The following is a 13535-nucleotide window of genomic DNA, read 5'->3' on the forward strand; positions in this document are numbered from 1 at the left end:
CATGAGCAAACAGGGCCACGGTAGCAAACGTTGCTTTGTCATCCAGAAGCATGACGCCAGCCATCTGCACTACGATTTCCGCCTGGAGGTAGACGGTGTCCTGAAGTCCTGGGCCGTCCCCAAAGGCCCGTCCACCGATCCCTCGGACAAACGGCTTGCTGTGGAAGTGGAGGACCATCGCCTGGACTACGCTGATTTTGAAGGCGTGATCCCGGAAGGCGAATACGGTGCCGGCACCGTCATGGTATGGGACACGGGCCACTACGAGAATCTCCGGGAGGACGACATGGCCGCGTGTCACCGAGACGGCATGATTGAAGTTTGGCTGGAAGGCGAGAAGCTCCATGGGGGTTATGCCCTGAAACGTTTCCGGGGTGGGAAGAAGCCCCAGTGGTTGCTGATCAAGATGAAGGACGATGCGGCGGACGCAAGGCGCAACCCGGTATCGACGGAACCTGATTCGGTAAAAACCGGCCGAAACCTGAAAACTATCAGGGAGGAAGACAGCGAATGACTGAGCAGAGCTATGGTAGCTACAAGGTTGAGCTCTCCCACACCGACAAGGTCTTCTTTCCCGATGCCTGCATTACCAAGGGCGAACTCCTGGAATACTACGAGCGTATCGCCGGTATCATGCTGCCCCATATCCGGCAACGCCCGCTTACACTGAACCGATTCCCGGATGGCATCGGCAAGGACGGCTTTTTCCAGCAGTCACGGGGAGACTACTTCCCGGACTGGCTTGACGCTGTGGACGTGGATCATGGAGGCAGCACCGGCCAGGTAACGCACATGCTGGCTAACCACCAGGCTGGCCTGGTCTATCTGGTGAACCAGGGCACTGTCACTTTTCACAGCTGGCTAAGCAGGACAGACCACCTGAAAGCACCGGACCAGGTAATCTTTGACCTGGATCCGCCCGGCGACGATTTTGAGCCAGTGCGCCAGGCCGCCTACCTGGTGGCCAATGGTATGCGTCAGTGCGGCCTGACACCCTATGTGAAAACAACCGGGTCCCGGGGACTGCATATCGTGGCTCCGTTAAAACCGGAGGCAGACTTCGAACGGGTACGCTCCCTGGCCCGGAAGCTGGCACAGGCACTGGCCAACGCCTACCCGGAACAACTGACCACCGAACAGCGCAAACAGAAACGCCGGGGCAGGCTCTACCTGGACATCATGCGAAATGCCTTCGGGCAAACCGCTGTGGCCCCCTACTCCGTGCGCGCGAAGCCCCATGCGCCCATAGCCACGCCCCTGGAGTGGGATGAACTGGCAGACCATAAGCTGGGGCCACAGCGCTTCACCCTGGCCAATATTTTCAGGAGGATGGGGCAGCGTGACGACCCCTGGCAAGACATGCACAGCAAGGCTGCCAGCATCAGCACGTTCGAGGAAGGGGTTTCGGAATTAGAGGAAGGAGATCTTTAGGATTCCCATAGCCAGAACCGGATGCTCTGGCCATGGAATCCATTCCCGCGCTATGGGTTAGTGATAATGACGCGCAGCGTTGACAACTTTCTTGGCCAGGGCATCCTCATTACAGTGATCTGCAATATCACCCAGAGTGACAATACCAACCAGATCCTTGTTTTCCGCATCGTTCAGAACCAGCAAACGTTGTACTTCCTCGTTTGCCATATTCTGCAGGACATCGTCGATGCTCTCGTTTTCAAAGGTATACAGGGCTTTTCCAGTCGCGATTGAGCTGGCCTTGTCGTCCAGGCTCTTGCCCTCGGCCACTGCCCGAACCGTAATGTCACGGTCGGTAATAACGCCAGTCACTTGGCTGCCGTCACCCAGCGGCTCAAAACCGGTACCGTTCTCACGCATTGCATTTGCAACTTCCCGAATGGTGAGATCGGCATCCAGATACTGCGGATGCTTTGTCATGACTTCTTTCACTTGCATGATCAAGCCTCCTTTTCCTGATTCCTGAAATAAAGCAAGAGAGTTACTCTGATCAGCACGTCCCTTGTTCATTAAACCTTGTGATCTTAACGAAAACATTCAACCCCTGATAACGACCGGAGAGGCGCTGATCAGCTCTCCGCTATCGCAGCGTCATATCGTCGCACTCCTGTCCTGGCTCAATCTTCCCCTTTTCATAATGCTATATACTTATTCCAAACCAGCAAGACCACCAGGGAGGTATACAATGGCCAGATCCATAGTCGCAACCGCGGTTCTGTTTTCGATTCTTTCCACCCCCGCCATGTCTCAGCCAGCTGCACAGCCCACAGATGAGATGGTTGCCCAGGCACGCTCGATGGTGAAAACCTTCGGTGGTTCCCTGAGAGAGGCGCTTCAGGCAGCTATCAAGGAAGGTGGCCTGACCAACGGTATCGGCGTCTGTAACACCATTGCCCCTGAAATTGCCGCCGACAACAGCAACGAGGAGTGGACCATCAGCCGTACCAGCCTGAAAGTCCGGAATCCGGATAACGCCCCAACGCAGTGGCAGGAAATGCAACTTCACGCAATGGAAAAGCAGCCGGTCAAGAACGGAAAGCCGGTCGAAGTCTGGCAGGTTTCCGAAGCCTCCGGTCAGCCTGCGTTTCAATACATGAGCGCAATCCCGACACAGAAGCTTTGCCTCGGCTGCCACGGCAAGTCGATTGACCCGGATGTGAAGGCCAGGCTGTCGGAGCTATACCCTGAAGACCAGGCTACCGGCTTCTCCGAGGGTGACCTGCGCGGTGCCTTTGTAGTGACCTGGCAGAATCCGGCGCCGTGATTGAATCACCCCTGGTTGAGCCGGAACTGCTCAATGGCTTTGCGCAGAGTTTCCGCCATGCCCAGCAGATCCGCGGCGATACGTGCGGTTTCCTGGGCGTCCCCGGAGGTCTGCTCCGCTGAGCGGCTGATTTCAATCACGTTGAGATTGATGGATTCGGAGACCTCGCTCTGCTCATTGGCGGCGCTTTCCATTTCCTGGTTGAGATCGGTAATCTCACGCACAGCGGCGGCAATGGTCTGCAGTTCTGATTCCACATTGAGAATGGCCTGCACCTGCTGCTCGGCCATCTCCGATGCGTGGCGCATGGTGGCCACGCAGTCCACCACTTCGCCCTTGAGGCCATTGATGGTGGTACGGATTTCCTCGGTTGAATCCTGGGTGCGTGAGGCAAGTGCCCGCACTTCATCTGCCACCACCGAGAACCCCCGGCCCTGTTCACCGGCTCTTGCGGCTTCAATGGCAGCATTCAGCGCCAGCAGATTGGTCTGGTCGGCGATGTTGGAGATCACTTCCAGCATGTCCGACATCTGGCTTGTGCGCTCGTCGAGCTGTTCAATACGCCGGGCACCACTCTGCACCTCGGTGTTCAGGGCCTCAATACCCTCCACCGCATTGCGGGCAAGAGTTTCACCCTTATTGGCGGACTCCGCCGTGTCGGCGGATTTGCCGGTGGTATGGATCGCATTTTCCCGGACCTGAACAGCAGAAGCGGCCATTTCCATGGTGGCACTGGCCACCTGGTCGGTATTGTCCCGCTGCGCCAGCACCTCACGTTCGGTGGTTTCCGCCTTCCCGGCAATGCTGCGCGCGGCCTGTTCAACCTGCCCGGCATTGTCCATTACCGTGTTCATGCTCCCCCGAATCTTTGCCATCATGCGGTTAAAAGCCCGGGCGACAGAACCGATTTCGTCATCGCGGGATACATCCAGCTCGATGGTCAGGTCAGAATTGGCAGCAATCGTTTCCATGCTGTCGTGGAGCCTTCGCAAGCGCGCAATCACCAGTTTCCCCAGTACCCCGGCCGTCATGAAAAAGGCTAGAGTAAAAATGACGAACTGGATCCCACCGCTGGTAAGAAGCTGCTCCTGCAGGCGGGCATCGCCCTCAGCAAGGGAATAATCAACGCGGATGGCGCCCAGAACATCTCCTTCCCTGGCCTGGTGACACCCCAGGCAGTTCACCCCCTGGTAATCCTCCATGGCGCGAACCGGTTCGATCAGCGTGTAGACTCGCCCGCTCTCTCCGTCAGACATCTGTTCAATCCGCTCACCCCGGAGCGCTCTGGTCTCTGTCTCGCTGCGGGCCTGTTCGTCGCTATCGCCTGCACCGAACATTTCCTTGAGTTGTTCGCTGCGGATAACCCGCACATCCAGAACATCCTCCGGCGCAGTGGCCTTTTCCCTGAGCATCTGCCGATTGTTGATGGTGCCAGTAACCATCATGGTATTGAGGGCGTCGAAGTAGGACTTGGACAGACCCTCAACGTACCGACCGGTGTACTCCTCCAGATGTTGGCGCTGCGAGTAGTTGCCATACAGCAGGGTGAGAACAAGGATGAGGGAAAATGCCCCGGCAAGGGCAAACAATAGAACGAAACGGATAGACTGGTTTTTTCTCATAACAGCTCAGCTACGGAAAGTGCAGGGATCGGCGGTCACACTAATGCAACCGGGAAAAAAATTTCATGATCCAGATCAGCTGACGGGCAATGGCCCGTTTTGTGCTTATGCACAGACAATCGTCAAATTTTTTTCAGTGACCATGGGAGGGTAAAGAGCCATGTCGCTGCTTACATCGCTGATCAAAGCCAGCACCCAATTCCAGCAGGCCATGGAAAAGCGCGCGCCGTCAGCCCAGGATAATGCCGCCGCAAAGCCTGCCGCGCCTGAAACGCCGGCGTCAGCAACCGATGACCGTTTCACGCTGTCGGAACGGGCAAATGTCGAGACAGGTCGACCAAAGTCGGCCAGGCTTTCGATGGCCGAATACAGGCAAACCGTTGGGCAGGACCTTGCCTACATGCGGGAAACGCTACGGCACAAACTTGCCGAGTACAGACTGAACCCGGCTACCAGCGTGGAAGTGTCAAAAGATGAAGGGGGAAAGATCAGTCTGGGTGGGGGAATGCCGGAGCAGACCCGCAGCCGCATTGAACAGGACCTGAATAACAGCAAGCCGTTCCGCGAGGCATTCAGCCGCCTCAGCGCCAGCGAGCCAACCCTGCACTTTGTGGACAACGCCCTCAAGCTGAACAAGGCCTATGGTGTGGCCAACCCGCTGCTGGATACGCTGGTCAGCGACAATCAGCAGTTCAACGGCCTGCAGGACCTGGCACACCGGTATGACAGCATGCGCCAGACCATCAACACGGACCACTCAGCCGGGTATACAGACCGCAAGAACTTCGCCCTGAGCCTGAACACCCGGGCCTGAGCCGGTTAAACCCGGAAAGGCTCGGGGTCACCCTTGCCAACGCGGGTCACTTCCGGTGCCGGGCCGGTCATGTTCACCACGGTGGTTGCTTCAAGGCCGCAGAAACCGCCGTCGATGATCAGATCCAGTTCGTGCTCCAGCCTCTCCCGAATCTCTTCCGGATCGGTCATCGGGTCCTCTTCGCCCGGCAGTATCAGTGTGCTACTCATGATGGGCTCACCAAGCGCCTCCAGCAGCGCCTGGACGATGGCGTTGTCTGGCACCCGCATGCCAATGGTTTTGCGCTTGGGGTGTAACAGGCGCCGCGGCACCTCACTGGTGGCGTCCAGAATGAAGGTGTAAGGCCCCGGGGTAAACGTCTTGAGCAAGCGGAAGTGGGTATTATCGACTTTCGCAAACACGCCGATATCCGAAAGATCCCGGCACACCAGGGTAAAGTTGTGTTTATCGTCGAGCTTGCGGATACGCTTGATGCGATCCGCCGCCTGCTTGTCACCCAGGTGACAACCGATGGCGTAGGCGGAATCCGTGGGGTACACAATCACTCCACCCCGCCGCAGAATATCGACAGCCTGGTTGATAAGGCGCTTCTGCGGCGTTACCGGGTGAATCTGGAAAAACTGACTCATTGTTTACCTCCTGAAGCAAACGCCGGATCTTTTTTCGACCCACCCATGCAATTGGGGGACTCAGGCGCTGCCTGGCCAGACGCCTCCCACTCCTGTGGCGAGTACACATGAAGCGCCAGGGCATGAACCCCGCCGGCCATTTCTTCAGCCAGCACACGGTAGATGGACTGGTGCCGCTTCACTTTACCCTGCCCCTCGAACTCCGGGGCCACCAGAGTCACCTTAAAGTGGGTTTCCGAATTCGGTGGCACGCTATGTTTGTGGCTCTCGTTTTCAACCATGAGGTGGTGGCTGTCGAACGCGTTTGCGAGCTTTTGCTCAATGGCTTGTTGTAAAGACATAAACAGGCCTGCTCCTGATTGAATGTGTTACGGAACAGTCTACTACACGTAGCGCTGTGTTACCTTGACAGGATCGGGGCAAAGCGCCATCTTCCGTCCCCACCCGAAAATTGCTTCCGACTTATGCGCCTTTATATTGCCGAAAAACCAAGCCTGGGCCGGGCTATCGCCGCCGCTCTTCCCGCTCCCCATCAAAAGGGCAACGGCTGGATCCGTTGTGGCGAAGGAAGCAGTGCCTGCACCGTCAGCTGGTGCATCGGCCACCTGCTGGAACCGGCAGAACCCGCCCAGTACGACCCACGCTGGAAGAAGTGGCGCCAGGAAGACCTGCCCCTGTTTCCTGACAAATGGGAGGTTATGCCCAAAGACAGCGTGCGCCAACAGCTGAAGGTGCTGGAGTCGCTGATCCGCAAGGCAGACATCATTATTCACGCCGGCGACCCGGACCGGGAAGGACAGCTACTGGTGGATGAGGTGATTCGCTACGCCGGCGCCACCTGCCCGGTGCAAAGGATCCTGATCAACGACCTGACCCCCGCCGCCGTGGCAAAAGCCATCGACGCACCGAAAGACAACCGGGAATTCCGTCGCCTGTCCCAATCCGCACTGGCCCGCCAGCGGGCGGACTGGCTGTATGGCATCAACCTCACCCGCTTCTACACGCTTTCATATCAACAGCAGGGTGAACAGGGCGTGTACTCAGTGGGACGGGTACAAACGCCAGTGCTGGGGCTGGTGGTGACGCGTGACAACACCATCGAAAATTTCCAGCCCAAACCCTTCTTCCGGATTCAGGCAAACTGCCATGCCGTGGAAGAAGACGCCGACCAGCAGGGGTTCGTAGCAAAGTGGCAGCCCTCGGAGGATTACCGGCAATATCTGGATGAAGAGGAGCGTCTGCTGGATGGCGAGGTGGCCAGACAGATTGCTGACGCCGTGGAAGGCCGGCCGGGGAAGGTGACGGAATCCCGCTTCCGCGACCGCAACGAAACACCGCCACTTCCGCTTTCCCTCTCTGCCCTGCAGATCGAAGCGGGCCGGCTGTTCCGCATGGGCGCGAAAGACGTACTGGATACTGCCCAGAGTCTGTACGAACGCCATCAGCTGATCACCTATCCCCGCTCGGATTGCCGCTACCTGCCAGAGGGGCATTTTGACCAGCGCCAGAAAGTGCTGCAGGCCATTGGCAAAGTGGCAGGCAAGCTGGCATCCGCCTGTGATGCAGCAGACCTGAACCGGCGCACCGAGGCATGGAACGACAAAAAGGTGGATGCCCACCACGCCATCATCCCCACGGCCAGGCAAGCGCCTTCCGGGCGACTGAGCGAAGCGGAACAGAACATCTACGAGCTGATCAGCCGTTTCTACCTGATGCAGTTCAGCGCTGACGCTATCCACCGGGAAGGCAAACTGGCGATCAGGATTGGCGATCATGCCTTCAGGGCCACTGAAACCGCGATTCTGCAGCCGGGCTGGAAAGACCTGGAAATACGCCAGCGGGAGGCCCGCCAGGAGGCCGCCAAACCGCCTCTGCCACGCCTGGAAAAAGGCGACCCGGTATTGTGTGATTCGGTGGAGATCGCCGAGCGGAAAACCCAGCCGCCACAGCATTTCACCGATGCCACGCTGCTGTCGGCGATGACCAATATTGCCCGCTTTGTCAGCGACCCGGAGCTACGCAAAACCCTGCGGGAAACCGATGGCCTGGGTACCGAGGCCACCCGCGCGGCCATCATCGACACCCTGTTCCGGCGCGACTACCTGTACCGGGACAAGCGCCACATCCGCTCCACGCCCAAGGGCAAGGCACTGATCGAATCACTGCCGGAATCCATCAGCAAGCCGGACATGACGGCAATCTGGGAAGCCACCCTGGAGAGCATCCGCCGGGGCGAGGGCAACCCCAAGCAATTTATGGAAGACCTCAGGGAACAGATCCGGGGCTTTATCAACAGCCCGGCCCCGGAGGCCGACAGCTCCGCGCCAGCAGAAGGCCTGCCCCACTGCCCCAAGTGCCGGGCCCCCATGCGACGGCGTGATGGTAAGTTCGGGGCCTTCCATGCCTGCACCCGTTTTCCGGACTGCAAGGGCACACGGCCCATTGAGGATCAGTCCCCTGAAGATGGCACCAGCAACAAACCGGTGCCCTGCCCCCACTGTTTTTCCCCACTGGTGCGCCGAAAAGGAAAAAACGGCTGGTTCTGGGGCTGCAGTAATTTCCCTGGCTGCCGACAAACAGTAGACGACGACAACGGAACACCTGCGCTCCGTTTACGCAATACTACATAACGACACTGAAGCGAAATTGCGAATTTGTAATAATGTGAAGTGATGTTCAATAGTTTTTCTCCAGCGCACACCGGGCCTGGGGTTCACAGTACTTCTTTTAATGTCGGGAGACGTTTGATGCGTATCGCTTTGCTTGAGGACGAACACGAACAGGCACAGCACATCCAGTCGATTCTGTCTGAGCGCGGGCATTACTGTGACAGTTTCCCCTCCGGCCAATCGTTTCTGAGCGCCGTACTCCACCGCAGCTATGATCTGCTGGTGATGGACTGGCAGATTCCCGATATGACCGGCATAGAAGTACTGGAACACGTACGGGCCCAGCTTAACTGGCAGATTCCCGTTGTCTTCCTGACCCAGCGCGACAGTGAAACCGATATCGTAAGGGCGCTGGACGCCGGTGCTGATGATTACCTCTCCAAACCCGCCCGGGAAGCGGAACTGGTGGCGCGGATCAACGCTCTTGCCCGCCGCACCAACCCTGACAGCGAGAAGGAAGTGCTGGTCTACGGCCCGTTTGAAATCAACACCCAGCTACGGACCATAGCGCTTCACGGAGAGGTACTGACCCTCACCGACAAGGACTTCGACCTGACCCTGTTTCTGTTCCAGAACCAGGGCCGGTTGCTGACCCGGGAAATGCTTCTGGAGCGTGTCTGGGGTCTGGCCCGTGATATCAACACCCGTACCGTGGACACTCATATGAGCCGGCTGCGCCGCAGACTCGGCCTCAACCCCGAGAATGGCTTCAGGATAAAGACCATCTACCAGCGGGGTTACCGCCTGGAAGCCATGAAGGCTTCCGGCCCGGATGCACACGCAGCCGCGACGGAACATGCCTGAAATGATTCAACGTTCTACCCGGACTCTGGTTCACCTTGTTGCGCTGCTGGCCAGCTGTTGGATCGCGCTGCCTGCACAGGCCGAGCTATCCATTACCCGTGGTTCCCAGGCGGGCTCTGGCCTGACCGAGTCAACTCCGGTTCCCGAATGGGTGTATACCGTCCGGCCGGGCGAAAGTTTTGATGAACTGGCCAGCACGCTGCTTGCAAGAAACATATCGGCAAGCCGCCTGCTCCAGCATAACGGCATCGACAATCCGGCCACGATAGGCAGTGGCGACAGCCTGCGTATCCCGCTTGCCTGGCTCCAGCGTCAGCCGGATCCGGCCCGGGCCCGCTCGGTTGTAGGCCAGGTGCAGTTGATCTCCGGCAACGACGGTCGCAAGCGCCCGCTGACCGACGACATGCTGGTCCGTGTCGGGGACGAGATACTCTCCCACTCGGGTACCGCCACTGTCGAGCTGGCGGACGGCTCGATCGTCAGAATTGCCCCGAATTCACGCCTGGCCTTCAACCGCCTGACCCAGTACGGCAAGTCCGGCATGGTGGACACCAGGCTGCGCCTGAATCGCGGAGAGATCGAAACCCAGGTAAAACCGATCATTGAAGGTGGTTCACGATTCGAGATCGAAACACCGTCTGCCGTGGCAGCTGTCAGGGGCACCATGTTTACCCTGCGAACCGCACCCGGCAGAACCGATGTCCGTGTTACCGAAGGGGCGGTGTCTTTTGGTCCTCCCGGGAAAACCCGCCGCATCCCGGCCGGCTACAGCGCCACCGTTTCCACGGTTGGCGTTGGCGGCATGAACATTCGCCAGCTGCCTCCGGCACCAACCATCAATCCATTTCCGCCCCAGCTGAAACAGCTTCCGGCCGAACTGAGCTGGCAATCCAATGGCGCCAGTACCCACCGCGTGGATATATTCGATGCGGAAACCGGCCGCTGGATGGACAGCAGCCGGGTGAATGGGGACAGTTTCAACGTGGATCTGCTGGACAACGGCCGCTACGACATTCACCTGGCCGCGCTGGATAGCCGTGGCATTGCTGGTATGCCAGGCATCATTGACGTGGAGGTTGACCTCCAGGCCCGAACAGCCACCCTGGAGCAACCGGAGGCCGGTGCCGCCGTTAACGATGACATGCCGGAGTTCCGCTGGCAGTTCCGGGGCGAGAACGAAGTGGGCCGGGTAGAAATTGCGGAAGACCAGGACTTCGGCAACCTGGTTGCCACCAGTGAATGGGCGCCGGATCAGAGTGCACTGCCATCACGACCGCTGTCGCCGGGGCAATATTACTGGCGCGTGGTGACCGAAGCCGGAGGCAATTCCGTGGCCACCAGTGAGACACGCCCGTTCATCGTTAACGGCACACTTCCGCCGGCGCGCATCATCAGCGTGAACTATGTGGACAGCCAGGTGCGGGTGTTCTGGCAGAAGGTGGACACCGCTGCCGAATACCGCCTCCAGCTCTCCGAAGAGCCCCGCTTCAACAACATTATCAAAGAGGCGACTCTATCGGATACCACGGCGGCCTTGCGCCTGATTCCCGGAAGGCGGTATTTTGTGCGCCTGAAAGCCCTTTCTGATGGCCCTCTTGAAAGCCGTTGGGGACCAGGGAGGGAATTGTTCCTGGAGTAGTCCAGTGGACACCCTATTGCACCCCGATATCAAACAGCAGGCCTCATGACGCGGAACTGGCTTCCAATTAAAACAACCCCGTGGACACTGGGCCTGCCACTATTGACCATACTGCTTCTACTGCAGGCTACTGCCGTTCCCGAGAGGGTGGACTTCTGGCTTTACGACACCCTGATTACTGCCAGCCCGGCAGAAGCCTCTGACGACGTTGTACTCGTCGCCATCGACGAACTCAGCGTGGACCGGCTCGGCCGCTGGCCCTGGCCGCGCGCCACACACGCCCGACTGATTGAAAAGCTGCACGACGCAGGCGCAAAAACCATCGTCTTCGATATTCTTTTCCCGGAACCATCGCCGGACGATCCCGAACTGGCAATGGCGATGCGCGAGCACGGCAACGTCATCCTACCGCTCCATCTGTCGCCACCATCCCGCAATTACCTGATCAGCGAACAGCTGCCGGTTCCGGAACTGGCAGCCGCTGCATCGGCACTGGGCCACGCCCATGTAGAGCTGGACCAAGACGGATTGGCGCGGGGGGTTTACCTGCTGAACGGGCTTGGAGACCAGCTATGGCCCAGCCTGGCCCTGGCGGCCTCCGGCAAGACGCTGCCATCGATAGACCAGGGCGAGGTGCCACCCTATACCAATGCAAGGCACCACTACAGGGCCATCCCACTGGCCGGTGGTGCCGGCACGCTGCCAACCTGGTCCTACACCGGGGTACTGGAACGCCCCCCGGCACCGGAAATCTTCCGGGACAAGACAGTCTTTATCGGCGCCACGGCGCCCGGATTCGGTGACATCCTGCCCACGCCTTTTTCCGGGCTTCATCAACCCATGTCCGGCGTGGAATTCCACGCCAACAACTACTCCGCACTGGTGCAGGGCGAGCTGATCTCGAAGATCTCAACCACCACGGCCATTGGCCTGGCCATTGCTGTGATTATTTTTCTGGCCATTGCCCTGCCCCGCATGAGGCCGACCAGGAGCATTATCCTGTGCCTGGGCTGCGTGGGGGTCCTGGCACTGGCACACGGGTTGCTGCTGTTGTACGCGCGGCTGTGGCTGCCGGTATCCCATGCCGTCATCATCCCGCTGCTGGCCTTACCGGTGTCCAGCGCCCTGCGGCTGGCCATGACCAATCGCTTCCTTAACCGGCAACTGGACGAGCTGGCGCGAGGGCCCACTATGACCCTGCAGGAGCCCTCACGCAGGCATCCGCCGCAACTGCTCAGTCACTTCCAGGCCCTGTTCCAGCCCGAGGGCTGGCTGCTGGCCGAGGGTGATGAAATTATCAGCGCCTCCGGGCTGACGGAGTCCGATATTCCACCGCTGGAGAAGCCTGGTGAATGGGTTCACATCGGCGGCCAGAGCTGGATCAGCCTGACCCGCGGCGGACTTACCTACAAACTGGGTCTTGAACTGCCCAACGACCTGAGCCGTGTTGCAACCCAGCGATATCTGCGCCGCCTGCCTCTTGCCGCCATCAACAGACCGACCGACGAGCCCCGTCCGAGGGAGAACATTTCAGCCCGCATTGAACGCGTGCGGCTGGCCACCGAGCGTATGAGCCAGATGCAGAAATTCATACGCCGAAGCTTTGAGCGCATGCCCGATGGCATTATTGTTACTGACGAACTGGGGGTCATCCGCTTTGCCAACGGCCATATCGAGGAATGGTTCCGCGAACCCATGCCCAGCCTCAATGGCATGCCCCTGGCCCGACTTCTGGAAGGTCACGACCCGCGAGAGACCCCTCCCTGGCATGAAACCGTGTCAGAGACCCTGACCCTGACCCAGAGCCGCACCGTGGACCTGCGCATTCACAACAAGGACTTCCTCATCCACTTTGCACCGTTTTCCCTGCCGGACAGCGACCAGAGTGGCATCATTGCCAACATCTCCGACATTTCCGAATTGCGCGAACAACAGCGCCAGCACCGGGAAGCCATCGACTTTATCTCCCATGACGTGCGCTCGCCTCTGGTGTCACAGCTGGCATTGATTGAACAACTGAAAAGAAACGGCGGCCAGGTGGAGCCGGAGCAGCTTGAGCAACTGGGCAAGCTGGCCAGGCGCAGCTATCACCTGGCGGAAGAGTTCGTGCAACTGGCCAGGGCCGAGCAGTTGACGGAAACACGCTTCTACGAATGCGAGTTCCTGGCCATTGTGGAAAATGCCAGAGACAGCGTCAGCGAGCAGGCTGCAGAGAAAGGCATCCACCTGGTGCTGCAGGGAACCGAGGATCTGTGGTTAAGAGGTAACGCGGAGTTGCTGGAACGGGCGGTCATCAACCTGCTGACCAACGCGGTGCAGTACAGCCCACCGGAGTCCACCATTCATATTCAGGTATTCCAGGCCGGCCATCAGGCATGTCTGACCGTAAGTGATGAAGGTGAAGGCATTGCGCCAGAAGAACTCCCCCATCTGTTTGACCGCTACCGGCGCCAGAAAAGCAGCGAGCTTTCGGGCAACCATGGCACGGGTCTCGGGCTCTCATTTGTCAACGTTGTGGTTGAGAAGCACCGCGGTGAGATCCACGTTCATTCCCGTTTGGGGGAAGGTTCGGCCTTTACCCTGAAATTACCGGTAACGCTCCATCTGGGGTAACAGCAAGG

12 protein-coding genes are annotated in these 13535 nt (G+C 58.9%); 8 read left to right on the forward strand and 4 right to left on the reverse strand.

From position 1 onward, the window contains the following. The first annotated feature begins 1 nt into the window (after nucleotide 1). Together QPM17_RS03795 and ligD are read left to right on the forward strand one after the other, a co-directional pair. Nucleotides 2-514 (forward strand): DNA polymerase ligase N-terminal domain-containing protein, encoded by a 513-nt coding sequence (locus QPM17_RS03795; protein ID WP_285388914.1) that lies wholly within the window; start codon nucleotides 2-4, stop codon nucleotides 512-514. Then, nucleotides 511-1431, forward strand: coding sequence for a non-homologous end-joining DNA ligase (gene ligD / locus QPM17_RS03800; protein ID WP_285388916.1), 921 nt, complete (start codon nucleotides 511-513; stop codon nucleotides 1429-1431). The genes QPM17_RS03795 and ligD overlap by 4 nt, the downstream gene beginning before the upstream one ends. A 57-nt stretch (nucleotides 1432-1488) precedes the next feature. Here the strand turns inward: ligD and QPM17_RS03805 are convergent, their stop codons facing one another. Beyond that, nucleotides 1489-1911, reverse strand: a complete 423-nt coding sequence (locus QPM17_RS03805; RefSeq protein ID WP_285388917.1) for a CBS domain-containing protein — start codon at nucleotides 1909-1911, stop codon at nucleotides 1489-1491. A 247-nt stretch (nucleotides 1912-2158) separates the two neighbouring features. Between QPM17_RS03805 and QPM17_RS03810 the strand changes: the two genes are divergently transcribed. Next, nucleotides 2159-2737: a Tll0287-like domain-containing protein gene (locus QPM17_RS03810; RefSeq protein WP_285388918.1), complete on the forward strand. Its 579-nt coding sequence runs from the start codon at nucleotides 2159-2161 to the stop codon at nucleotides 2735-2737. A gap of 5 nt (nucleotides 2738-2742) precedes the next feature. On the opposite strand, the gene QPM17_RS03815 is transcribed toward QPM17_RS03810, so the two are convergent. Further along, nucleotides 2743-4359 carry a methyl-accepting chemotaxis protein gene (locus QPM17_RS03815; protein WP_285388919.1) on the reverse strand — a complete coding sequence of 539 codons (1617 nt, stop codon included), beginning with the start codon at nucleotides 4357-4359 and terminating at the stop codon, nucleotides 2743-2745. Between the two features lie 160 nt (nucleotides 4360-4519). On the opposite strand from QPM17_RS03815, the gene QPM17_RS03820 reads away from it, so the two are divergent. Next, nucleotides 4520-5173: a hypothetical protein gene (locus QPM17_RS03820; RefSeq protein WP_285388921.1), complete on the forward strand. Its 654-nt coding sequence runs from the start codon at nucleotides 4520-4522 to the stop codon at nucleotides 5171-5173. 5 nt (nucleotides 5174-5178) lie between these two features. Here QPM17_RS03820 and QPM17_RS03825 read toward each other — a convergent pair whose 3' ends face one another. Then, nucleotides 5179-5802: an L-threonylcarbamoyladenylate synthase gene (locus tag QPM17_RS03825; protein WP_285388923.1), complete on the reverse strand. Its 624-nt coding sequence runs from the start codon at nucleotides 5800-5802 to the stop codon at nucleotides 5179-5181. Then, the gene (locus QPM17_RS03830) at nucleotides 5799-6143 is read right to left on the reverse strand and encodes a BolA family protein (RefSeq protein ID WP_285388925.1); all 345 of its coding nucleotides are present in this window, start codon (nucleotides 6141-6143) and stop codon (nucleotides 5799-5801) included. The genes QPM17_RS03825 and QPM17_RS03830 overlap by 4 nt, the downstream gene beginning before the upstream one ends. 123 nt (nucleotides 6144-6266) lie before the next feature. On the opposite strand from QPM17_RS03830, the gene QPM17_RS03835 reads away from it, so the two are divergent. From QPM17_RS03835 to QPM17_RS03850, 4 genes are all read left to right on the forward strand, one after another. Further along, entirely contained in the window at nucleotides 6267-8432 is a 2166-nt protein-coding gene (locus tag QPM17_RS03835; RefSeq protein ID WP_285388927.1) for a DNA topoisomerase III, read from the forward strand. Nucleotides 8433-8549: 117 nt separating this feature from the next. After that, on the forward strand, nucleotides 8550-9275 hold the full coding sequence (locus QPM17_RS03840; RefSeq protein WP_285388928.1) for a response regulator transcription factor: 726 nt from the start codon (nucleotides 8550-8552) through the stop codon (nucleotides 9273-9275). Between the two features lies 1 nt (nucleotide 9276). Further along, nucleotides 9277-10914 carry a FecR domain-containing protein gene (locus tag QPM17_RS03845; protein WP_285388929.1) on the forward strand — a complete coding sequence of 546 codons (1638 nt, stop codon included), beginning with the start codon at nucleotides 9277-9279 and terminating at the stop codon, nucleotides 10912-10914. 45 nt (nucleotides 10915-10959) lie between these two features. Next, nucleotides 10960-13527 (forward strand): CHASE2 domain-containing protein, encoded by a 2568-nt coding sequence (locus QPM17_RS03850; protein ID WP_285388930.1) that lies wholly within the window; start codon nucleotides 10960-10962, stop codon nucleotides 13525-13527. The last annotated feature ends 8 nt before the right edge of the window (nucleotides 13528-13535 follow it).

This window comes from Marinobacter azerbaijanicus, from assembly GCF_030250645.1.
GTDB classification, from domain to species: domain Bacteria; phylum Pseudomonadota; class Gammaproteobacteria; order Pseudomonadales; family Oleiphilaceae; genus Marinobacter; species Marinobacter azerbaijanicus.